Source organism: Paraburkholderia sp. 22099, assembly GCF_052045835.1.
GTDB classification, from domain to species: Bacteria; Pseudomonadota; Gammaproteobacteria; order Burkholderiales; family Burkholderiaceae; genus Paraburkholderia; species Paraburkholderia terricola.
The window spans coordinates 36,658-59,416 of record NZ_JBQEPU010000001.1 but is presented as its reverse complement, the minus strand read 5'-3'; the positions used below and the strand labels follow the sequence as shown (position 1 = coordinate 59,416).

The 22,759-nt window shown below is 64.1% G+C and carries 20 protein-coding genes; 15 read left to right on the top strand and 5 right to left on the bottom strand.

The features are described from left to right. Positions 1-32 precede the first annotated feature (32 nt). Positions 33-1,133 carry a CAF17-like 4Fe-4S cluster assembly/insertion protein YgfZ gene (gene ygfZ / locus ACTJLC_RS00235; protein WP_440843132.1) on the bottom strand — a complete coding sequence of 367 codons (1,101 nt, stop codon included), beginning with the start codon at positions 1,131-1,133 and terminating at the stop codon, positions 33-35. A 78-nt stretch (positions 1,134-1,211) separates the two neighbouring features. On the opposite strand from ygfZ, the gene mltG reads away from it, so the two are divergent. From mltG to ACTJLC_RS00180, 11 genes are all read left to right on the top strand, one after another. Continuing rightward, the gene (mltG, locus tag ACTJLC_RS00230) at positions 1,212-2,222 is read left to right on the top strand and encodes an endolytic transglycosylase MltG (protein WP_073426931.1); all 1,011 of its coding nucleotides are present in this window, start codon (positions 1,212-1,214) and stop codon (positions 2,220-2,222) included. Continuing rightward, on the top strand, positions 2,222-2,842 hold the full coding sequence (gene tmk, locus ACTJLC_RS00225; RefSeq protein ID WP_310128794.1) for a dTMP kinase: 621 nt from the start codon (positions 2,222-2,224) through the stop codon (positions 2,840-2,842). The genes mltG and tmk overlap by 1 nt, the downstream gene beginning before the upstream one ends. Before the next feature lie 94 nt (positions 2,843-2,936). Continuing rightward, positions 2,937-3,971, top strand: coding sequence for a DNA polymerase III subunit delta' (locus ACTJLC_RS00220; protein ID WP_310128792.1), 1,035 nt, complete (start codon positions 2,937-2,939; stop codon positions 3,969-3,971). A 172-nt stretch (positions 3,972-4,143) separates the two neighbouring features. Then, the gene (locus ACTJLC_RS00215) at positions 4,144-4,665 is read left to right on the top strand and encodes a GNAT family N-acetyltransferase (RefSeq protein ID WP_073426657.1); all 522 of its coding nucleotides are present in this window, start codon (positions 4,144-4,146) and stop codon (positions 4,663-4,665) included. 71 nt (positions 4,666-4,736) lie between these two features. Next, on the top strand, positions 4,737-5,528 hold the full coding sequence (locus tag ACTJLC_RS00210; protein WP_310128789.1) for a TatD family hydrolase: 792 nt from the start codon (positions 4,737-4,739) through the stop codon (positions 5,526-5,528). Positions 5,529-5,594: 66 nt separating this feature from the next. Continuing rightward, positions 5,595-6,320 carry an ankyrin repeat domain-containing protein gene (locus ACTJLC_RS00205; RefSeq protein WP_440843129.1) on the top strand — a complete coding sequence of 242 codons (726 nt, stop codon included), beginning with the start codon at positions 5,595-5,597 and terminating at the stop codon, positions 6,318-6,320. A gap of 217 nt (positions 6,321-6,537) precedes the next feature. Then, positions 6,538-6,894, top strand: a complete 357-nt coding sequence (locus ACTJLC_RS00200; protein WP_073426654.1) for a Rap1a/Tai family immunity protein — start codon at positions 6,538-6,540, stop codon at positions 6,892-6,894. Between the two features lie 254 nt (positions 6,895-7,148). Then, positions 7,149-8,381, top strand: coding sequence for a mechanosensitive ion channel family protein (locus tag ACTJLC_RS00195; RefSeq protein WP_176035733.1), 1,233 nt, complete (start codon positions 7,149-7,151; stop codon positions 8,379-8,381). Between the two features lie 177 nt (positions 8,382-8,558). Then, positions 8,559-9,971, top strand: a complete 1,413-nt coding sequence (gene otsA / locus ACTJLC_RS00190) for an alpha,alpha-trehalose-phosphate synthase (UDP-forming) (protein WP_073426653.1) — start codon at positions 8,559-8,561, stop codon at positions 9,969-9,971. 67 nt (positions 9,972-10,038) lie between these two features. After that, positions 10,039-11,199 carry an AAA family ATPase gene (locus ACTJLC_RS00185; RefSeq protein WP_310128783.1) on the top strand — a complete coding sequence of 387 codons (1,161 nt, stop codon included), beginning with the start codon at positions 10,039-10,041 and terminating at the stop codon, positions 11,197-11,199. A 251-nt stretch (positions 11,200-11,450) separates the two neighbouring features. Further along, on the top strand, positions 11,451-12,518 hold the full coding sequence (locus tag ACTJLC_RS00180; RefSeq protein WP_073426651.1) for a glycosyltransferase family 4 protein: 1,068 nt from the start codon (positions 11,451-11,453) through the stop codon (positions 12,516-12,518). Positions 12,519-12,827: 309 nt separating this feature from the next. Here the strand turns inward: ACTJLC_RS00180 and ACTJLC_RS00175 are convergent, their stop codons facing one another. The 3 genes from ACTJLC_RS00175 to ACTJLC_RS00165 form a co-directional block, all read right to left on the bottom strand. Continuing rightward, a complete protein-coding gene (locus tag ACTJLC_RS00175; protein WP_073426650.1) occupies positions 12,828-13,418 on the bottom strand; it encodes a BPSL1445 family SYLF domain-containing lipoprotein in 591 nt (196 codons plus the stop codon). Between the two features lie 434 nt (positions 13,419-13,852). After that, positions 13,853-14,302 carry a hypothetical protein gene (locus ACTJLC_RS00170; RefSeq protein WP_440843126.1) on the bottom strand — a complete coding sequence of 150 codons (450 nt, stop codon included), beginning with the start codon at positions 14,300-14,302 and terminating at the stop codon, positions 13,853-13,855. A gap of 286 nt (positions 14,303-14,588) precedes the next feature. Next, complete coding sequence (locus tag ACTJLC_RS00165) at positions 14,589-14,894, bottom strand: PsiF family protein (RefSeq protein WP_083083713.1); 306 nt, start codon at positions 14,892-14,894, stop codon at positions 14,589-14,591. 454 nt (positions 14,895-15,348) lie between these two features. Between ACTJLC_RS00165 and ACTJLC_RS00160 the strand changes: the two genes are divergently transcribed. Beyond that, positions 15,349-15,645 carry a YciI-like protein gene (locus tag ACTJLC_RS00160; RefSeq protein WP_073426647.1) on the top strand — a complete coding sequence of 99 codons (297 nt, stop codon included), beginning with the start codon at positions 15,349-15,351 and terminating at the stop codon, positions 15,643-15,645. 577 nt (positions 15,646-16,222) lie between these two features. Beyond that, positions 16,223-17,467: a DUF6566 family protein gene (locus ACTJLC_RS00155; RefSeq protein WP_440843124.1), complete on the top strand. Its 1,245-nt coding sequence runs from the start codon at positions 16,223-16,225 to the stop codon at positions 17,465-17,467. Between the two features lie 104 nt (positions 17,468-17,571). On the opposite strand, the gene ACTJLC_RS00150 is transcribed toward ACTJLC_RS00155, so the two are convergent. Continuing rightward, on the bottom strand, positions 17,572-19,119 hold the full coding sequence (locus ACTJLC_RS00150) for a mannose-1-phosphate guanylyltransferase/mannose-6-phosphate isomerase (RefSeq protein ID WP_347143467.1): 1,548 nt from the start codon (positions 19,117-19,119) through the stop codon (positions 17,572-17,574). 649 nt (positions 19,120-19,768) lie between these two features. On the opposite strand from ACTJLC_RS00150, the gene ACTJLC_RS00145 reads away from it, so the two are divergent. Both ACTJLC_RS00145 and ACTJLC_RS00140 read left to right on the top strand, forming a co-directional pair. Then, entirely contained in the window at positions 19,769-21,166 is a 1,398-nt protein-coding gene (locus ACTJLC_RS00145) for an undecaprenyl-phosphate glucose phosphotransferase (protein ID WP_083083716.1), read from the top strand. Between the two features lie 147 nt (positions 21,167-21,313). Then, entirely contained in the window at positions 21,314-22,756 is a 1,443-nt protein-coding gene (locus ACTJLC_RS00140) for a UDP-glucose dehydrogenase family protein (protein WP_073426643.1), read from the top strand. Positions 22,757-22,759: the final 3 nt, after the last annotated feature.

Sequence of the window (22,759 nt, the reverse complement as noted above, 5' to 3'; positions counted from 1 at the left end):
CTGACCGCGCCGCTCACTCTCGTTCCTCTGCTTTAAACCTCGGTTGGAAATCCATATGGCAGCGCCAGGAACCGGAGCGCGGGGCCCTGGGCCGCGCCCAGATGCACCGAGCCGCTTGCCAGCGCCGCGAGCTTGATCTCGACCAGCAGATCGACTCCGCCGTCCTGCGCCGACGCCGCATTCACGACCATGCCGCACGGTTGGCCCGGATCGTCCGAGTGAAACAGTTCGGCGCCGGCCTGCACCGTTTCCAGTTCGGCGGCCACGTTGGCGAGCGACGTGCGCCGCTTGATCGTGCCGCGATACTGGCTGCGCGCGACCACTTCCTGGCCGGGATAGCAGCCCTTGCGGAAATTCACCGCGCCGAGCACGTCGAAGTTGACCATTTGCGGCACGAACTGCTCGACCACCGGCTGCGTGATGCGCGGTTCGCCCGCGCGAATGTCGAGCCAGTCCCAGACGGCCGGCGACACGCGCTTGAGCTTGTCGTCGAGCGAGGGCAGGTGCGCCTCGACTTGCGCCTTCGGCCCGACCCACAGATAACGCAGGCGGCCGAGCGCGTCCGGCACGCGGATCAGCGAACCGGCGGCGCCGTCCACCTTGACGTGTACGCCGTCAGGCAGCGCGTCGAAGACGCCGGAGAGCGCGCGGCGCACGTCGCCCGCGAGGCCGATCACCGCCAGTTCGCCGCTTGCGTCCGCGAGTTTGGCCTTCGCGCGCAGCACGAACATCGACAGCCGTTTCTGCGCCGCGGCCTGCACGTCTTTCGACACCAGCAGGCGGATCGTGTCGCCGCTGCGCCACGTGAGGAACGACGCCAGCAGACGCCCCTTGGCCGAGCAGTAGCCGGCGAGCCGCGCATTGGCGGCATCGAGATGCTGGGTGTCGTTGGTCAACTGGCCGTGCAGGAAGCTCGCCGCGTCGTCGCCGGTGGCGTCGATCACGCCGAACTGCGTGAGCGGCATGTAGGCGCCGTGCTCGACCACGGCCTCGAATTCGTCGGACGCCGGGCGCGGCAGCGTGGGAAGTCCGGCAGACGCGGCCGAAGGGGCTGCGGCGGCGGGAGCCGAAGTCGTGCCTGAAGCAGTCGTGCCTGAAGCGCCTGAAGCAGCATTAGCGAGCGGTGTGTTCATGGATTCCCGGAACAGTCAATTCTGACTTTGGCTAAGGCAAACAAGTATTATATGAGGTCCAACCCAGCCATGTTTCGCATGTCCCTCCTGAAGAAATGTCTCGTCGCCGGCTCGATCGTCGTCGTGCTGGCCGGCGCCGCCGTTGCCGGCGGGTATTACTGGGCCAACCGCCCGCTCGAGTTGACCCCCGCGCAGCTCGACGTCACCGTCAAACCGCACAGCAGCCTGCGCAGCGTCACGTTGCAGCTCAATCGCGGCGGCGTGCCGGTCGAGCCCGAGCTGTTCATCATCATGACGCGGCTGCTCGGGTTGCAAAGCGCGCTGAAATCGGGCAACTACGAGTTCAAGACGGGCGTGACGCCGTACGAGGTGCTGCAGAAAATCGCGCGCGGCGACGTCAACGAATACGTGGCGACCATTATCGAAGGCTGGACCTTCAAGCGCATGCGCGCCGAACTGGACGCCAATCCGGCGCTCAGGCACGACACGCTCGGCATGAGCGACGCCGCGCTGATGAACGCGATCAACGCGCCGGAAGCGCCGATCGGCAACGGCGAGGGGCTGTTTTTTCCGGACACGTATCTGTTCGACAAGAACACGAGCGACCTCGACGTGTACCGCCGCGCATACCGGCTGATGCGCCTGCGTCTGGACGAAGCGTGGGTCGCGCGCGCGGCGGACCTGCCGTACAAGACGCCGTACGACGCGCTGATCATGGCCTCGATCATCGAAAAGGAAACCGGCAGGAAGTCCGACCGCCCGATGGTGGCGGCCGTGTTCGCGAACCGGCTGCGCGTGGGCATGCCGCTGCAAACCGATCCGACCGTGATTTACGGCATGGGCGAAAACTACGCCGGCCGCATCAGGAAGAAAGACCTGCAGACTGACACTCCCTACAATACCTACACCCGGATGGGTTTGCCGCCTACGCCCATCTCGTTGCCCGGTGTCGCGTCGCTGCAAGCGGCGATGAACCCGGCGCAAACCACCGCGCTGTACTTCGTGTCGCGCGGCGACGGCAGCAGCATCTTTTCTGACACCCTCGGCGATCACAACAAGGCCGTGGACAAATACATTCGAGGGCAATGATGGCGCGGGGCAAATTCATCACATTCGAGGGCATCGACGGGGCCGGCAAGACCACCCATCTCGGCTGGTTCCGCGAGCGCCTCGAAACGAAGGTCGCGAGCACCGGCCGTTCGGTCGTCATGACGCGCGAGCCGGGCGGCACGCCCCTCGGCGAGCAGATCCGCGAGATCGTGCTGCATCAGAAAATGGACCTCGAAACCGAGGCCTTGCTGATGTTCGCGCTGCGCCGCCAGCATCTGGCCGAGGTCATCGAGCCGGCGCTCGCGCGCGGCGACTGGGTGCTGTCGGACCGTTTCACCGACGCGACTTTCGCCTATCAGGGCGGCGGGCGCGGACTGCCGCGCGACAAGCTGGAAACGCTGGAACGCTGGGTGCAGGGCGGGTTTCAGCCGGACCTGACGGTGCTGTTCGACCTCGCGCCCGAAGTCGCCAGCGAACGGCGCAGCGCGGTGCGCGACCCGGACCGCTTCGAGAGCGAGTCGGTGGCGTTTTTCAACCGCACGCGCGCCGAGTATTTGCGCCGCGCGGAAGAAGCGCCGTACCGGTTCGCTATCATCGATTCGTCGCAAAGCATCACGCGAATTCAGAAGCAACTCGAAGAATTGATTACAAGCCTTTGATTTTTAAAAAATATAAGCCGCCATTATAGCGAGCTACGAAGTTCTTGTGACCTCTCGTGAAACGCCGTCAACTGATTGAATTCAAAGAGAAACGATGATTTATCCGTGGCAAGCCGATGACTGGAACCGCCTGCAGCAGTTGCGCGGCCACTGGCCGCATGCGTTGCTGCTTCATGGGCAGGCCGGCATCGGCAAACTGCGCTTTGCGCAGCATCTCGCGCAGGGCTTGCTATGTGAGGCGCAGCAGGCCAACGGCGAGCCGTGCGGCGCGTGCGTCGCCTGCAACTGGTTCGCGCAAGGCAATCATCCCGACTACCGGATCGTCGTGCCCGAGGCGCTGGCCGCTGAAGCCGGCGCCGGCAACGCCGCCGAGGAAAAAGCCGACAAGGCCGACGCCGACGAGGGCAAGAAGACTCGCGCGCCCAGCAAGGAAATCAAGATCGAGCAGGTTCGCGGTCTGCTGGACTTCGTCGGCGTCGGCTCGCATCGCGGCGGCGCGCGCGTGGTCGTGCTGTATCCGGCCGAGGCGCTGAATATCGCGGCGGCCAACGCGCTCCTGAAAACGCTCGAGGAGCCGCCCGCGGGCGTCGTGTTCCTGATGGTGTCGGCGCGCGTCGACCGGCTGCTTCCCACCATCATCAGCCGTTGCCGCCAATGGCCGATGAGCCTGCCGGCGCAGCAAGCGGCAACGCAGTGGCTGACCGCGCAAGGCATCGCCGAGGCACCCGCGCTGCTGGCGGAAGCCGGCGGCGCGCCGCTCACGGCGCTGGCGCTCGCGAGCGACGAAAACCGCGCGCTGCGCGACTGGACCCTGAAGCAATTGGCCGCCGGTTCGGAGTGCGACGCCTTCGCCTGCGGCGAGGCGTTGCAGAAGCTGCCGGTGCCGCTGGTGCTCGGCTGGCTGCAACGCTGGATGTACGATTTGCTGGCGCAGCGCACCGCCGGCGCGCCGCGTTATTTTCCGCAAGCCTCGGCGGCGCTGACGCGCTGCGCATCGCAGGCCGACGCTGGAGCGTTCGCGCGCTTCATGCGCACGGTGACGCGCCAGCGCGCCGTCGAGAACCATCCGTTGAATGCGCGGCTGGTGTTCGAGGAATTGTTCCTCGGTTATCGCGAGTTGTTCGCTTAGGTTGCTGACTTAGGTTGGTTACTTAGGTTGGTTACTTAGGTTGGTTACTTAGGTTGGTTACTTAGGTTGGTTACTTAGGTTGCTCACTTAGGTTGGTCACTGCGGCGCTCTTTGGCCGGCAGCTCGCACGGCGTTTCCACGCTGTTTCCAATTCGATCTCACTCAAAACACCATGAGCCTTGTCTACCGCGATGCGACGCTCGACGATCTGCCCGCGATCGTTGCCATTTACAACTCGACCGTGCCGTCGCGGCAAGTCACCGCCGACCTCGAACCGGTCAGCGTGGCAAGCCGGCATGCGTGGTTCCACGCGCACGGTCCGCAAAAGCGTCCGCTGTGGGTCGTCGACGATCCGCGGCAGCCGGGCCGCGTGATCGGGTGGCTGAGCTTTTCGGACTTTTATGGCCGTCCGGCATACCAGCGCACGGCCGAGGTCAGCATCTATCTCGACGAGCGCGCGCGCGGCAAGGGCCTCGGCAAGCAACTGCTGGCGGCCTCGCTCGCGGTGGCGCCGGCGCTCGGCATCGATACGGTGCTGGGTTTTATCTTCGGCCACAATGAAGCGAGCCTGCGCCTGTTTCGCGGCTTCGGTTTCGACACCTGGGGCTCGCTGCCGCGCGTCGCGGTGCTCGACGGCGTGGAGCGCGATCTGGTGATTCTCGGCAAGCGCCTCGACACCGGATTTGCCACCTGATTTGCCGCCTGATTCGCCACCCGATTCGCGCCGGCGCATTTTTGATCATTAGCTAGCAGGACATCATCCTCATGTTTGTCGACTCGCACTGCCATATCAACTTCGAAGGACTCGCCGACCGCCTGCCGCAGGTGCTCGAGAACATGCGCAGCCATTCGGTCACGCACGCGCTGTGCGTGTCGGTCGATCTGGAAACGCTGCCGTCCGTGCTGGACATCGCCAGCCGGTATGAGAACGTCTACGCGTCGGTCGGCGTGCATCCCGATCACGAGGACATGCGCGAGCCGAGCCTCGCCGAACTGGTCGAGCTGGCCGACCATCCGAAGGTGGTGGCGATCGGCGAGACCGGCCTCGACTACTACCGTCTGGAAGGCCGCACCATCGCCGACATGGAATGGCAGCGCGAGCGTTTTCGCACGCATATCCGCGCGGCGCATGCCACGCAAAAGCCGCTGATCATCCACACGCGTTCGTCGGCGGAAGACACGCTGCGCATCATGGCCGAGGAGCGCGCGGGCGAGCCGGGCGGCGTGATGCATTGCTTCACCGAACCGTGGGCGGTCGCGGAGCAGGCGCTGGCGCAGAATTTTTATATCTCGCTGTCGGGCATCGTCACGTTCAAGAGCGCGACCGACGTGCAGGACGTCGCGCGCCGCGTGCCGCTCGAGCGCTTGCTGATCGAAACCGATTCGCCGTACCTCGCGCCGGTGCCGTATCGCGGCAAGCCGAATGAACCTGCGTACGTCAGTCATGTCGGACGCTTCATCGCGCAACAGCGCGAGATGCCGGATACCGCGCTTGCCGTCGCGACCACGCAGAATTTCTTCCGGCTCTTCAAGATCCCGGCATCCGCCGGGGTTTGAGTCTAAAAATCATAAATATCAAGTGGATAGGGAAGTTTCCTAAAGCAAAATATGAGAACTAATCCGATGTCGAACGCAGCGTTTCCCCTGATTCCAGTCACGCGAACCGCTCCCGCCTTGGCGCGGCGCGATGTGGCCCGCATGGCGCTCGCGGCCACGCTGGCCTGCGCGGCGCTCACAGCGCTCTTTGCCGCGCCGGTTCAGGCCGCGCCGATCGACTCGCTGATCAAGTCGGTCAAATTCGACGACGTCGACGGCGTGAACAAGCTGCTCGCCAAGGGCATGGACCCGAACAGCGTCGACAACCAGGGCTATCCGCTGCTGGTGTTGGCCGCGCGCGAGAAGTCGGACAAGGTGGGCGCCGCCTTGCTCGCGAATCCTAAAACCGATGTCGAGATCCAGGACAAGGCCGGCGAAAACGCAATGATGATGGCCGCGCTGAACGGCGACATCGAGTTCGTCAAACAGTTGATCGCGAAGGATGCCGAAGTCAACAAGAAGGGCTGGGCGCCGCTGCACTACGCAGCCGCGAACGGCCACGACGACGTCGTCAAGCTGCTGCTCGACCACTCGGCCTACGTGGACGCTGGTTCGCCCAACGGCACGACGCCGCTGATGATGGCCGCGCGCGGCGGTCATGTGTCGACGGTGAAACTGCTGCTCGACAATGGCGCGGACCTCACGGTGAAGAACCAGATCGGCCTGAGCGCGCTCGATTTCGCGAAGACCTATAAAGAGCCGGACGTCGTCGAGGGACTGACGGCGCGCCTGCAGCAAATGCAACAGAAGTGAAGGACGCGGCGAGGCGGTGTCCGCGCCGCCGCGCTCCGGCGCGCCGGATTGCATGCCAGCAAGCCGCGAACACCGCGCACGTAAAAGCGCCTGAGCTAGCCGCTGTTGCCTGCTGCCGCTTCGCAAAACAGTGCAGAATGACGACTTTGGCGCGCCGCGTGGCGCGCCCTCGGGACGCGGCAGCAGACCGCGTGATAAACGACTGGAAAGGAACACCATGCTGCGGGCTTTGATTTTCGCCAGCGCGCTTGCCGCACCGCTATCGGCATTCGCGTTTACGGGAGGCGACCTCAACAAGCTGTGCACCAAGACGGACGTGGCGTCGCGTAGCGCGTGCGCCGCTTATATCGAAGGCGCCGCCGACGGCATCTTCAATACCATCGACGCGATCGGCGGCACCACTGGGCCGCGCGTCGGCCAGTACTTCTGCCTGCCGCAAGACGCGCGCTCGGCCCAATTGACCGACGCGGTGCGCAAGTACATCGCGGAAAATCCGATCGTCGCGGGCTACAACGCCAGCACGGCGATTTCGTTGGGACTCGGCAAGGCGTTTCCTTGCAAGAGCGGAAGCTGATCCGAACGACGGCTGACGCCTCCCACGCCGGGGTTAACGGGCCGCCAGGCGCGGCCCGGGCAATCGAAACATAGACGGCGCGCCGCGTTTATTTCAGGCGTGTCAGTATCATCAGCGGGACGGGGCTTTCGGGCTCGCGCCCGCGTCGCGGGCGCCTTGCCGCCTCTTTCGCCGTGCGCAGGGTGCCGCACGCGCCGCGTTCTCGCGTCGCGGTCCGGCGATTCCGTGGTCCGATATTCCAAGTCAGGAGGAACATGCGCTACCTGCCTACTCTCGACGAACTCAGCCGTATCGCCGAAGCGCCGCTGCATACGTGGCTCGGCGCGTTGATCGTCTCGGGCGTCGCGGTGCTGCTGGGCATCGGCATTCATCGGGTCGGCGCGCGCATCGTGACGCGCATCGCGCGGCCTTATCCGCTCACCAGCGTGGTGCTGCGCTACATCGACAAGCCGTCGCTGTTCGTCCTCGTGATCCTCGCGCTGGAGGCGGTGTGGTGGGAAGCGCCCGATACGCTGCGCTTCATCGCACCGTTGCGCGACGCCGCCGCGATGGCGCTGATCGGCGCGCTCACGTGGCTGTCCGTGCGCTCGGCGGCGGCCATCGGCGAGGCGATCATTCAGGCGCATCCGCTCGACACCGCCGACAATCTGCACGCGCGCCGCATCCATACGCAGGCGAGGGTGCTGGCGCGCACGGTGATGCTGGTGATCGTGATCGTCGGGGTGGGCGGCGCGCTGATGACGTTTCCGAATGTCCGGCAGATCGGCGCGAGCCTGCTGGCGTCGGCGGGCGTGGCCGGTCTGGTTGCCGGTATTGCCGCCCGGCCGGTGCTCGGCAATCTGATCGCCGGTTTGCAGATCGCCTTGTCGCAGCCGATTCGTCTGGACGACGTCGTCGTGATCGAGGGCGAGTGGGGGCGCATCGAGGAAATCACCGGTACGTATGTGTCGGTGCGTCTGTGGGATCAGCGGCGGTTGATCGTGCCGCTGCAATGGTTCATCGAAAATCCGTTTTCGAACTGGACGCGCAGCAGTTCGCAGATCATCGGCACCGTGTTTCTTTACGTCGATTACCGGATGCCGCTCGCGCCGCTGCGCGAGGAACTCGCGCGCATCGTCGAGAGCGCGCCCGAGTGGGACCGCCGCGTGCAGGTGCTGCAAGTCACCGACGGCACGGAGCGCTCGATGCAATTGCGCGCGCTCGTCAGCTCGCTCGATTCCGGCCTGAACTGGGACCTGCGCTGCCGGGTTCGCGAGGGGCTCCTCGACTTCATTCAGAAGCACTATCCGCAGTACCTGCCGCGCGCGCGTGCCGAAGTGTCGGCGGAGCTCGAAAACGGCAAGGGCGAGCCGCTCGACTGGGTGCCGCGCGGTGCGCGCACGCCGGCCGGCAGCACCGCCGCGCACACCGAAGCCGATCCGGTCGCAAGTCGTGGCAGCCGTCCGGCGGTGCCCGAGCCGTCGCGCAAGGTGAAGGAGAACGCCTAGCGCGGCCGGGCGGCGCGTGCGTGAAACTGCGTGCAACCGATCGGGCACCACGTGGTCGAACCGCCCACTGATTGACGAACCTGACGCGGCATGGCGCGCCACGCTTCACTCGCTTCGCTTCCTGCCGTCGAAGCGAGGCCGCGCTCAAAGCCGTGCGAACCAAGGAGGGCAACGAACATGGGCCGACTGATCGTCGTGTCGAATCGCGTCGCAACGCCGACGGAAACCAAGGGGTCGGCGGGCGGCCTCGCGGTCGGCGTATTCGGCGCGCTAAAGGACGCGGGAGGCGTGTGGTTCGGCTGGAGCGGCGACGTGGTCAGCGAAACCGTCGCCAACGCCGGTCCCACGCTCGAACAGGACGGCGCGGTGACGTTCGCGACCGTCGGCCTCACGCGCAAGGACTACGACCAGTACTACCGCGGCTTTTCGAACGCGACGTTGTGGCCGGTGTTCCACTACCGCAACGACCTCGCGCGCTACGAGCGCGAGGAATACGCGGGCTACCGGCGCGTCAACGCATGGCTCGCGCACAAGCTGATCAAGCTGCTCGAACCGGACGACATCATCTGGGTTCACGACTATCATCTGATCCCGTTCGCCGAAGCGCTGCGTTCCGAAGGCATCACGAACCGCATCGGTTTCTTCCTGCATATTCCGTTTCCCGCGCCGCAGATCCTGCTCAACATTCCGCCGCACGAAGAACTGGTGAAGTCGCTGTCGTGCTACGACCTGCTCGGCTTTCAGACCGCGACCGATGAACTCGCCTTTCACGATTACGTGACGCGTCATGCGCGCGGCACGGTCAGCGCGGACGGCCTCGTCGAAGCATTCGGCCGCAAGCTGCGCACGGGCGTCTACCGGATCGGCGTGTTTCCCGACGAAATCGCCGAACAGGCCAAGCGCTACGAAAGCCGCCAGCACGTGCTCGATCTGAAGCAGAGTCTGGAGGGCCGCAAGCTGATCATGAGCGTGGACCGGCTCGATTATTCGAAGGGACTGGTCGAGCGGTTCCGCGCGTTCGAGCATCTGCTGGAACGCTCGCCCGAGTGGCGCGGCAACGTCACGCTGGTGCAGATCGCGCCGCCCACGCGCTCGGACGTCGCCACCTATCAGAAGATCCGCCAGGACCTGGAGTACGAGGCAGGGCGCATCAACGGGCGCTATTCGGGCCTCGACTACACGCCGATCCGCTATCTGAACCAGCAGTACGACCGCTGGAAACTGATGTCGCTGTTTCGCGAGTCGCAGATCGGCTTCGTCACGCCCTTGCATGACGGCATGAACCTCGTCGCCAAGGAGTATGTGGCCGCGCAGAATCCCGACGACCCCGGCGTCCTGGTGCTGTCGATTTTCGCGGGCGCGGCGGCCGAGTTGAGCGGCGCGCTGCTCGTCAATCCGCACGATGCGATCGGCATGTGCGAAGCCTTGCAGCGCGCGCTGCAAATGCCGCTCGACGCGCGTCAGCGGCGTCACGAGATCAACATGGCGGCGCTGCGCAAGAACGATCTCGGCGTGTGGCGCGATACGTTCCTGCGCGATTTACGCAGTGTGCCGGTGCAGACGCCGGGCAAGGGCGGCGGGCATGGATGATGACGCATGGATACGGGGTGCGTGTCGCGGGCGCGTCGCGGCTCGCGTTTGACCGAAGGCGGCGCGCATGCTGACGACCCTGGCCATCGCCGGTTACCGGTCGCTGCGCGAATTGATCGTGCCGCTCGGCCGGCTGAACGTGATCACGGGCGCGAATGGCAGCGGCAAGTCGAGCGTATATCGCTCGCTGCGTCTGCTCGCCGAGACCGCGCGCGGCGGAGTGATCACGTCGCTCGCGCGTGAGGGCGGTTTGCAGTCCACCTTGTGGGCTGGGCCCGAGCGTTTTTCGCGTGCGGTGCTGGATGGGGAATTTGCGGTTGAAGGCACGCGCCGCAAAGAGCCGGTGAGTCTGCGGCTCGGCTTTTCCGGCGACAGTTTCGGTTATGCGATCGACCTGGGGCTGCCGCAGCCCGGAAACAGCCGCTTCCAGCTCGACCCGATCATCAAACGCGAATGCATCTGGAGCGGTCCGGTGCTGCGCCCGGCCGCAATGCTGGTCGATCGGCGCGGCCCCGCGATCCACACGCGCGACGGTCGCGACTGGCAAGCCGTTCCGCAACCCGTCGCCAGCTTCGACAGCATGATGACGGAGTTCTCCGACCCGCGCACCGCGCCGGAGATGATCACGGTTCGCGAACAGATCCGCTCGTGGCGCTTCTACGACCACTTCCGCACCGACGCCGAAGCCGCCGCGCGCCTGCCGCAAATCGGCACGCATACGCCGGTGCTTTCCAACGACGGCGCCGACCTCGCCGCCGCGTTGCAAACCATCCGTGAAATCGGCGACCCGGTCGCGCTCGATGCGGCAATCGACGACGCCTTTCCCGGCTCGCGCCTCGACATCGCGACGCAGGACGGCCGCTTCGAAGTGACGATGCAGCAACACGGCCTGCTGCGACCGTTAAAGGGCGCGGAGCTATCGGACGGCACCTTGCGCTATCTGCTGCTGGTGGCCGCGTTATTGACGCCGCGTCCGCCGGCGCTGCTGGTGTTGAACGAACCGGAGACGAGCTTGCATCCGGATCTGCTGCCGGCGCTCGCGCGCCTGATCGCGCGCGCTTCAACGCATTCGCAGGTGCTGGTGGTGTCGCACGCGGCGCGGCTGATCGCGGCGCTCGAGCGCGAGAACGACAGCCGCTCGATCGTGCTGGAGAAGCACTTCGGCGCGACGCGTATCGCGGACGCGGACGATCGCGATTTACCGGCGTGGAAATGGCCGGCTCGCTAGAGAGCGTCGCCGTTCGGTGCCTGGGCGGATGTAAGCTGAATGTAACAGCACCGAGGAAATGCAAGACGAGCGGCTTTTTGTTGCGCCTTGATGAATAATGCTTCGATGCCGGTGATGCACGCGCTCGCGCGGCGGGCGATCGCACTGGTCGGCATTGATCGGCATTGATCGGGAAGCACCTGGCGCCGGCATCCCGGCGCCGCTGACGCGCACCGCCGCACGCGCAAGCCGTCAGTTCACGGAGACACAATATGAAGATTGCGCAGATCGCCCCCTTGACCGAATCGGTGCCGCCCAAGTTATATGGCGGCACGGAGCGCGTCGTGTCGTACATCACCGAGGCGCTAGTCGATCTCGGCCATGACGTGACGCTGTTCGCGAGCGGCGACTCCGTCACGAACGCAAAACTCGAAGCGGTCTGGCCTCGCGCCTTGCGTCTGGACCCCGGCATCCGCGACCGCGTGGCGCCCCATATGTTGCTGATGGAACTGGTGCGCCGCCAGGCCGAGAACTTCGACGTTCTGCACTTTCACCTCGACTACTACTCGTTTTCGGTGTTCAAGCGCCAGGAGACGCCCTTCGTCACGACGATGCATGGCCGCCTCGACTTGCCCGAGCAGCAGCCGGTGTTCGACACGTTCAACACCGCGCCGGTGATTTCGATTTCGAATGCGCAGCGTCATCCGCTGCCGCAGGCCAGGTGGCTCACGACCGTCTATCACGGTTTGCCCGAGCAGCTCTACACACCACAACCCGTCGAGCAGAAGTACCTCGCGTTTCTCGGCCGCATCTCGCCGGAAAAACGTGTCGACACGGCGATTCGCATTGCCGGCCGCTGCGGCATGCCGATTCGCATCGCCGCGAAAGTGGATGCCGCCGATCGCGAGTACTTCGAACGCGATATCCGGCCGTTGCTGGACTTGCCCTATGTCGAGTTCATCGGCGAGATCGCGGATCACCAGAAGGCCGAGTTCCTTTCCGGCGCGCATGCGCTGCTGTTCCCGATCGACTGGCCGGAGCCGTTCGGCCTCGTCATGATCGAGGCGATGGCGTGCGGCACGCCGGTGATCGCGTTCAATCGCGGCTCGGTGCCCGAAGTGCTGGAAGACGGCGTGACCGGCTTTATCGTCGAGGACGAGATCGGCGCGGTCGCGGCGGTCAATCGCCTCCATAAGATGCCGCGCGCGGGCGTGCGGCAACGCTTCGAGGAGCGCTTCACGTCGCACCGGATGGCGCAGCAGTATGTGGATGCGTATCAGTCGGTGATTCGCGCGCAGAAGCGTTCGCGCTTCAAGGTGATCGATACGTCGGGAAGTTGAGGCGAGCGGACATGGCGCAGGAGTGGGCCGGGTTGATAAAGCGGCCACCGCCTTGCGCGGCACGATAAAAAGAACGGCGATGTGCAAGGCGCATCGCCGTTTTTATTGCCGCTTCGCTGGGGATAGTCGCATCGCCGGCATGAGGGCTCGCATCGGGAGCCGAACACAAAGCTCCATGACCCGCAGGCACCGCGTGCGCGGGATGCAACGTGCAATGGTCGCGTCCGCGGGCTGCGTCTGAACCGCTGCCGCCGCTAACGGAACCGGCGGATCCGCCGCAGCCCGCGGACCGGCAAACTCACCGCGCGCTCAGATCTTCAGGCGCGACACCTTGGTGCCCTGGAGCGACAGGTCGGCCATCAGGCCGGCATTGGTCATCACGAATACCTCGACCGGCGCCGTGGCCGTGTTCGTGTCGATCGCGCCGTTGGCGCCCATCTTCACCAGTGCGACGGAAGCGTCGCCGCCCACGGACCAGCCGTCGGCGTTGCGGAATTTGTCGAGCGCGTCTTGCGTCATGAACAGGAAGACGATGGCCTTCGATTGCGCGCCTGCCTGCAGACCGAACGATCCCGTGGCCGTGCTGTAGTAGCCGACCGTGCTGCCGCCCACGCGCAACGCGCCTTCGCCGTACTGGCCGCCGACGATGAAGCCCGCTTGCAGGACCGACGGGAACACGAGAACGCCGCGCGCCTTGGCGACGAGTTCGCGCGAACCCTTCACCGTCGTATAGAGGCGCGACATGGTGCCGTCGACGCTGGCGTCGATCGACTGGCGTTTGGAGGTATCGGTGGAGGACGTGCCCTGCTTGCCGCCGCCGGTGGTCGTACAGCCGGCGAGTGCAAGGCCTCCGAAAGCGAGCGCAGCGGTAGTCTTCAACATGAAGTTTCGTCTTTGCATCGTTTTTCTCCGTCATGGTTCCGGGGCGCAACCTCGTTGGATGTTGCCGGGGTTGCCCTTTGAGTTATATCACATGCGGACCTGGAAAGACGCCTCGCCGGCAGGCGGAGAGCCTTGTGTGGCGGGGCTTTGCGGCTAATCGCAAGGCATCGTGATGTAAATTTGACCTGCATCGAAAACACCGTTCGAAGCGCTCCGGCAGCGAGTTCGAATGGGCTTTCCGGGGCGGCTGTCGAGACTCGATCCGCGCCACGCTCGAAAGGACCTGACCGAACCGCATGCCCGTTTTTACCGATTTTTCGCGCCGGCGATTCCGGTTGCAATTCAATTGAAAGTGTTGCTTCTGCGCCGCGAACCGGTGTTTCGTGACGCTGATCCGGCGCCCGCGCGAATGCAACGACGCCAGCGCGCAGCGACTATCGACGCAGTCGCCGTCATCCGTGATTCGCCGGGCTTTTCACCGCCGGCGGCCGCCGCAGCGCGCGGCGAATCATGCCGATCAGCACGCCGAGCAGGAACAGTGCGATAGCCGGCACGACCCAGTAGCCGACGAACGCATGCCAGAGATAAGCCATCAGGGTAGTGCGGCGCACGCCGTATTCATTGCGGGCGTCCTGCTGACGCGGCGCATTGGCGGCCAGCACCTCGGCCGGGCAGCCGGCGGCTTGCGCTTCGTCGGGCTTGCCGTGGCAGCGCGCGGCCGCGCCCGCGGCGCGTTGCGCGTCGGTGAGATTCCAGGTGGTGAGCGCGCGATCGAGGTCGACGGCGTTGTACGCCATTTCCTCCCTGATCTCGTTCACCGCAACGATCGCCACGGGCACCGCCCAGAAGATGATGACGACCAGCCACCGCCTTAACCAGCGGTTTTTATGCTTCGATACCATCCTTGCCTCCGATCGATGCCCTGCAGCACCAACGACAAGATGGCGGCCCGTCTGATGTTGTATTGAGGGTGGGCCGTCTCCGCAGCCATCATAGAAGAAAAACGGCACGTTCGTGCGTGCGTTGGTGCGTGCGTTGATGCGCGCGTTGATGCGCACGGAGCGTTGCAAGAAGGGCGCACAAAGCAAAGGGCCGCGCCGGAGAAAGGCGCGGCCCTGTTGGATCGATGAGCGACTCAATGCCGGACGTTCGCGCCGGATTCATTCCGTCGCATTCATTGCGCATCGCTCATTGCACGGCCTGGTTGGCCGGCGCGGACGACAGGCAACTCTTCATGAACGCCTTGCGGTCGTCGCCTTTCTTGCCGGTGGCTTGCGTGTTGCACACTTTCATCTTTTCCTGCTGGGTCATCGGCGCGGCCGCGGGCTTGGCGGACAGGCAATTCTTCATGAAGGCCTTGCGTTCGTCGCCTTTCTTGTCGGCTGCCTGCTTGTTACAGTCGGCCATTTTGGTCTGCTGGCTGTTCTGTGCGAACACCGGCGAAACGAGCACCGCGCCCAGCACCAGCGTAGCGATAGCGGATTGGATCTTCATGTGACACTCCATGGGTGGTGAGACATTTTGTGGTTGTTCAGGCGCGCGGGCGCACACGCAACAGCCCGCAACAGAGCCGCTCGGCACGTTCATTATGGCAAATACTGTCTGCCACAACGGCGGACGGCGCGTTCTGGTTGACACGCGCGCGCCGTGGTATTCCCTTACGCCTGCCATGGCGGAGGCCGCGTGCGTCCCATGATTTGAGCAAGCGCGACAGCGCCGAATCATGTCATGCGACGCAGAGGAATTGTCGCGGCGAATTCGCATGAATTACATCAACGGCATTCACACCGAATGATGAAAGGCGTAAGTATGCATTTCGGATTGCTGCGGGCGCACGTGAATAGTAAATCGGAAGAAAATCCATTGGTGATCATTGGCGTCTATTAGACTCGACATGTGCCCGGTGCGTCACTGATCCATTCTTGCAAGCAAGCCTTGGGAGACTCTCATGCACTACCTCTTGATGTATGACCTCGTGCCCGACTATCTCGAACGGCGTGGCACGTATCGCGACGAACATCTGAAGCTCGCATGGGCGGCAGTCGAACGCGGCGAGCTGCTGTTGGGCGGTGCGTTGACCGAACCCGCGGACACCGCCTTGCTGCTCTTCCAGGGCGACTCGCCCGCTGCCGCGAGAGCCTTTGCCGAGGCCGATCCGTATGTTCGCGCGGGTCTGGTCGCGCAATGGCGCGTGCGCGAATGGACGACCGTGGTGGGCGAGGGCGCCGCCAAGCCAGTGCGCTAGAAACCTGCGCCGGCCCGCGCGGGTGTCGTCGAACGCGAAGCCGGCGCTTTGCGTGGGCGTTGCTCGCGCGCGCGGCGGCGTACAGGCGGCTGTTCGCGCGCTGTCGAAAAGATGCGTCCGAGGTGTTGCGCGCCTCTTCGACATTCACTCAAAATGTATTGAAATCGCGTTCCGTCTGGGCAACAGATTTACCAAGGCAACTCGTTTAGATAGTCGTAACGTTGTGCTGCGCAGCAACCTTTTCCATCGCCCGAATGGACAGTAGTTCTGTTACGGCAATGCGTGGAATGACGCAGCAAAAAGGACAAGTTTGTTTCCATCCGTAACACTTGTCTCAGTCATATTCACGCAAACCCTGGGGATGGTATGCTTCGTGCACAATTCTCCCATGCACGAGTGAGACCACGTTTTGTGCTTCGCAATAGGGACAAACCGCACTAAGACAGGGCGGTATTGACCAGCCAGCAAAACGTCCAAGACATATTTGTGCAACCGAGGGTCGCACATGGATCGTGAAAGTTGAATCCGTGGCTGACCCAAAGCCGCGGCCTGGCCAGGCTGCGTGGAGAAAATCCAAATGTTTTTTGATGAGCTAAGCAATGACGAATGGGCGCTGCTGGCAGCGCTCGTCTCCGATGAGCCGGCCGTCCGTCTAAACCGACGCGGCCGGCCCCGCGCCGAACCACGCATCGTGGCGAATGCCGTCCTGTGGATTTTGACAACCGGTGAGCCCTGGTCGAAACTGCCAGGCCGCTATCCGTCGGGTCCTACCTGCCGGCGCCGTTTTGAAGAATGGCAATTGAACGGCACGCTGCTCGAGATGGTTCGGCTGTTATCCCAAACCGGGCGCACCTTCGCGTACGTCCCCCAACCGGCGCCGCCCGTCGCGGCCAAACCCGCGGCACCGGTCACGGAAACCCCCAGCACGCGTGACGAAAACATGCGTGGCGTGTCCTGGAAGAGTCCCGAGTCGTGGCAAGCGCCGGGCTCGTCCAATGGCACGTCGCATCATGCGGGTAACTGGCGTTCGGCCGATCCGATCGCGGACATCACGCGCCAACTGGCGGGGCTCGATACCGCGCCAGCCGTGGTGCCGCCGGCCGCGCCGTCGCGCATGCAGTCGGCGTCCAACGGCGCGGCGGCAGTGGCGGCACGGCCTGTGTGGCGAGCCGGTCTGCCGCGCATGGACGAAGCGGGCGCGGTGGGCGCGGCCATGAACGGCTTGAATTCGGCCGTTGTGTCGGCACGCCACGCGCATGAACAGGCGGATCAACGCACGCCGCTGTCGATGAGTCTCGCGCCACGCGGCACCGAGATCGCCGACCGGCGCGGCTATCAGATCTACATCGCGGCCGAGCGGGTGCCCAATGAGATGTATCGCGCATGGGCGGAAATCATGAAGGACGGCAAGCGCATCGAGCGCTCCGGTCTCGTGGGTCCACGCTTCGCGCATGCCGAAGAAGCGGAGCAGTACGCGTTTGAATGGGCGCGGCAGTGGATCGACCGTGAATGCGGCACGCTCGCGGCGGCCCAGACACAAGCGACCCAGGCGGCACCGGAGCCGGCATCGACGGTGAATGTGGTGCCCGCGCCTGCGGTGAGTTCAACGGCGCCGGCGCCCGCGCGTCCCTTGCCGCCCATGCGTCATGTGCCGGAGCCTGTCGCGGTGAATCACGGCGCGCCTTTGCACGGTCCGCTCAATGCATTCCGCGGACCCTTGCGCCGCTATCCCGGCGAACCGGCCAGCACGAACGCAAGCAGCGAGAACAGTGCGTCAGATCGTTTTTCGTCGTACCCAGAACTCATCTCGCACGCGGGATGAGCGCAGCACCCCGCGGCCGGTAGGAGCAACCGCCGCAGGTTCCCGTTTCATCCGTTGTGACTCGTCACTGGCATTGATTCATCGACGTCCCTGACCGGCGTCCCTCATTGACGTCCATAAGTGTCGTCAAAGCGCACGATATCGTCTTCGCCGAGATACGAACCGGACTGCACCTCGATCATTTCGAGCGGCATCTTGCCGGGGTTCTCGAGACGATGCGTGACGCCCAGCGGAATATAAGCCGATTCGTTTTCGGAGACGATGAAGCGCTCTTCGCCGCGCGTGACGAGCGCCGTGCCGCGCACGACGATCCAATGTTCGGCGCGGTGATGATGCATTTGCAGCGAAAGCCGCGCACCCGGTTTCACGACGATGCGCTTGACCTGGAAACGCTCGCCCGTGTCGACGGAATCGTAGTTGCCCCACGGGCGATGCACCTTGCGATGGTTGGCCGCTTCGAGCCCGCCGTCCTCGCGAATCCGGCCGACGATTTTCTTGACGTCCTGCACGCGCGATTTATCGGCGACCAGAATCGCGTCGGCCGTTTCGACCACCACCAGATCCTGCGTACCCACGCAGGCAATCAGCCGTCCCTCGGAATGCGCGAACGTGGAGTTCGCGCCTTCGAACATCACGCGCCCGCGGCCTACGTTCTGACTCGCGTCCTTGTCGGAGATGTCCCAGATCGCGTCCCACGAACCCACGTCCGACCAGCCCGCCTGCAACGGCACGACCACGCCCGAGGCGGCGGTCTGATCGTTGCCGAGCTGCTCCATCACCGCGTAGTCGATCGAATTCGACGGCGACGCGCTGAACGCATCGCGTTGCAGACGGAAGAAGTCGCCGTCCGCCTTGCCGCCCGCGAAGGCCGCTTCGCATGCTTCGAAAATCGCCGGCTGGAAGTGGCGGATCGCCTTCAGCCACGTCGACGCGCGCATGATGAAAATGCCGCTGTTCCACCAGTATTCCTGCGATTCGATGTAGCGCTGCGCGAGTTCCAGATGCGGCTTCTCGACGAAGCGATCGAGCTGATGCACCTCGATCTTGCCGGTGCTTTCTTCCTGAGCTTCGTCGGCTGCACCGACAAGCGCCGCGCCGATGCGAATGTAGCCATAGCCGGTTTCCGCGCGGGTCGGCACGATGCCCATCGTCACGATATGACCGGCTGCCGCGTGCTTCACGCCGACGGCCACCGCCGCGTGAAAGCCGTCGAGGTCGGTGACCGCGTGATCGGCGGGCATCACGACCATGATGCCGTCCTCGTCCTGCGCGGCGACCGACAGCGCGGCCACCGTGAGCGCCGGCGCCGTGTCGCGCCCGACGGGTTCGAGAATCAGCCGGGCCGGCTTGCCGCTCGTGCGCAATTGCTCGGCGGTGGTGAAGCGCTGCTCTTCGTTGGCCACCACGACGAGTTGTCCGGTGACGGGATAGCCGGCCTCAAGTCCGTCGAGGCGGCGCGTGGTGGATTGCAGCAATGAATCCTCGCCGAGCAGGCCGATCAACTGCTTCGGATGCTGTTCGCGCGACATCGGCCACAAGCGCGTGCCGGAGCCGCCCGCCAGAATCACGGGATGAACCTTGAGCTTGACGTTCAGGGGCGTAGCTTGCGTGGACCGGGTGTCGGCGGGGATGGCCGTGACCGGAGCTGTCATGATGGACTCCTCGAGGCTGGGGTGAATGCGTCGAGTTTTATCATGAACTCTGGAATCAATAAAAGCGCGTTAAATAGAAACTATATAAATCCGCTAATAAAAATCGTCTGTTTCGTGAAGAAAAAATGTCGGCTCAGGTTCTAAAAAAGAAAAATTACCCGAAAAAAATCATGGGCCATTTTTTTACACCCGACAATGCGGCAGAATAACCACGAAAGGCGCCGCTGTAAGCTTCGTAGGAAACGCTCGGCAGCCACCGCATAGGCCGACGGAAAGGCGCGCAATACGCCGTTCCAACGCTAAATCCGGTAACAATTGCCGAACAAAAGTCGGAAAAAATACCGAAACTTTGACCGATACAATTTGAGATTTTTTGCAGGCTTGCGGCGCGAATTTTAATACCGCTTTATCTATACCTGTACAAGGGTATTCACTCATTCCGACACGCATTTTCCAGCCAGCCGTTCCAGTCATTGTCTGGAAAGGAAAACGGCGGAGCAATTAGCACCGGTTCAATTCATTTCGCGTCGCGCATTTATCTGGCCGGACGCGGATACCGGCGTTGTGCGTCGCGCGGCGGACCGAAGTGCATGACGGAATTAATCAACCACAACGGATGGCACTTGACTGACGAACTGAGGGGCCACGCATGCTGAGCGTTCTATCGAGAATCATCGACATCGCCATGGTCGCGCTGGGCGCCGCCCTCGCGGCGGCCGCGCACAGCGGGAAGTTCGTGTGGCTGGACGATATGCAAAGCGTGTCGCTCGCGTTCGATTGCCTGCTGGTGGTGGTGTTTTTCCCCGCGCTCGGCATCTATCAGTCATGGCGCGGCAAGCCGCTGTACGACCTGCTGTGCCGCGTCGCCGGCGGCTGGGTGCTGGTGGAGGTCACCGGCATTCTGATCAGCTTCAGCCTGCACCGCTCGGACAGCCTGTCGCGGCTGTGGCTCGCGTACTGGGCGCTGGCCACCATCGTGCTGCTGATCGTCACCAAGGTGATCGTGTATTCGATCCTGCGCGGTCTGCGCCGCGAGGGCTTCAATCAGCGCGCGGTGGCGATCGTCGGCGGCGCGCCGTATGGGCGGTTTCTGATCGAGCAGATGCGCAGCCGCCCCGATGCGGGCTTTAGCCCCGTGGTGGTGTTCGACGAGGACGGCACGATCAACCATTACGAAGACCCGGATGCGGGCGACGCGATCGACGGCGTGCCGGTCGAGCGCGACTATCAGCGCATGCTCGAACTGGTGCGCCAGCGCGCGATTCGCGAGTTGTGGCTCGCGCTGCCGATTTCGAAAGAGAAGGCGATTCACCGCTTCGTGATGGACCTGCGCAACGACTTCGTGAATATCCGCTTCATTCCCGACGTGCGCAGCCTCACGCTGTTCAACCAGCCGATGGTCGATCTGCTCGGCGTGCCGGCCATCAACCTGGCCGCCTCGCCGATCACCGATCTGCGCGTGCTGCCCAAGCGCATTTTCGATCGCCTGTTCGCGCTCGCCGCGTTGACCGCGCTGTCGCCGCTGATGATCGTGATCGCGGTGATGGTGAAGCTCAGTTCGCCGGGCCCGGTGTTTTTCCGCCAGAAGAGAAAAGGCATCGACGGCCATCAGTTCGAGATCTACAAGTTCCGCTCGATGCGCATCCATCAGGAAGAGGCCGGCAAGATCACCCAGGCCACGCGCCGCGACCCGCGCATCACCGCGGTCGGCGCGTTCCTGCGGCGCACGAGCCTCGACGAGCTGCCGCAATTCATCAACGTGCTGCGCGGCGAGATGTCGGTGGTCGGCCCGCGTCCGCATGCGCTCGAACACGACGACATCTACAAGGATCTGGTGAAGGGCTACATGCACCGCTACCGGATCAAGCCGGGCATCACCGGGTGGGCGCAGATCAACGGCTATCGCGGCGAAACCGACCGCATCGAAAAGATGATGGGCCGCGTCAAGCTCGATCTGTACTACATGCAGCACTGGACCTTCTGGCTCGACATCAAGATCGTCGTGCTGACGCTGTGGAAGGGCTTCGTGGGCAGCAATGCGTACTGATGTCGGCCCCCAACTGTCGCTGCGCGCCAGCCCCCCGAGGGGGTGCGAGAAAACCTGGGGCGGCCCGGCGTTTTCTTGCCGGCCCGGCGTTTTCTTGCGGTGGCCCCGAACTTTATTTGTGAACCAACCCAACCTCCGAGGTAACACATGAACCTGACGATCATCGGTAGCGGCTACGTAGGCCTCGTGACGGGCGCCTGTCTGGCCGACATCGGCCACGACGTGTTCTGTCTCGACGTCGATCAGCGCAAGATCGACGTGCTCAACAACGGCGGCGTGCCGATCCATGAACCGGGTCTGCAGGAGGTCATCGCACGTAATCGCAAGGCCGGGCGTCTGAAGTTCTCGACCAACGTCGAAGCCGCGGTCGCGCACGGCGACATTCAGTTCATCGCGGTGGGCACGCCGTCGGACGAGGACGGTTCGGCCGACCTGCAATACGTGCTGGCCGCCGCGCGCAACATCGGCCGCCACATGACCGGCTTCAAGGTGATCGTCGACAAATCGACGGTGCCGGTGGGCACCGCCTCGCGCGTGCGCGAAGCGATCGCGGAAGAACTGGCCGCGCGCAATGCGAGCCACATGTTCTCGGTGGTCTCCAATCCCGAGTTCCTGAAGGAAGGCGCGGCGGTGGAGGACTTCACGCGGCCCGATCGCATCGTGCTCGGCTGCGACGAGGACGTGCCCGGCGAAAAAGCACGCGAACTGATGAAGCGCCTCTACGCGCCGTTCAACCGCAATCGCGAACGCACGCTGTACATGGACGTGCGCTCCGCCGAATTCACCAAGTACGCGGCCAACGCGATGCTCGCCACGCGCATTTCGTACATGAACGAACTCGCCAATCTGGCCGACCGCGTCGGCGCCGACATCGAGGCCGTGCGCCGCGGCATCGGCTCCGATCCGCGCATCGGCTACGACTTCCTGTACGCCGGCTGCGGCTACGGCGGCTCGTGCTTCCCGAAGGACGTGCAGGCGCTGATCCGCACGGCCGCCGATCACAAGGCGAACCTGCGCATTCTCGAAGCGGTGGAAGCCGTCAACGACACGCAGAAGAAAGTGCTCGCGCACAAGATCGTCGCGCGTCTGGGCGAGGACCTGTCGGATCGCACGTTCGCGATCTGGGGTCTCGCGTTCAAGCCGAACACCGACGACATGCGCGAAGCGCCGAGCCGTCCGCTGATCGCCGAACTGCTGCGCCGCGGCGCGCGCGTGAAGGCCTACGACCCGGTCGCGATCGACGAGTCGAAGCGCGTGTTCGCGCTCGACCTGAAGGACGTGCCGCAGCAGCACGCGCGCCTCACGTTCACGACGGAAGAGATGGAAGCCGCCGAGGGCGCCGACGCGCTGGTGATCCTCACCGAATGGAAGGTCTTCAAGAGCCCGGATTTCGACGCGCTCAAGCAGATCCTCAAGACGCCGCTGATTTTCGACGGCCGCAATCTGTACGAACCGGACGCGCTGCTGGAACTCGGTATCGAGTATCACGCGATCGGCCGTCAGCATGCGCTGCGCAACGCGCCGGCGAAGGTCGGCGCGAACGGCTTGCCGCTCGTCGCCGAGGCCGCCACGGCCGAGACCGGCCGCTAGGCC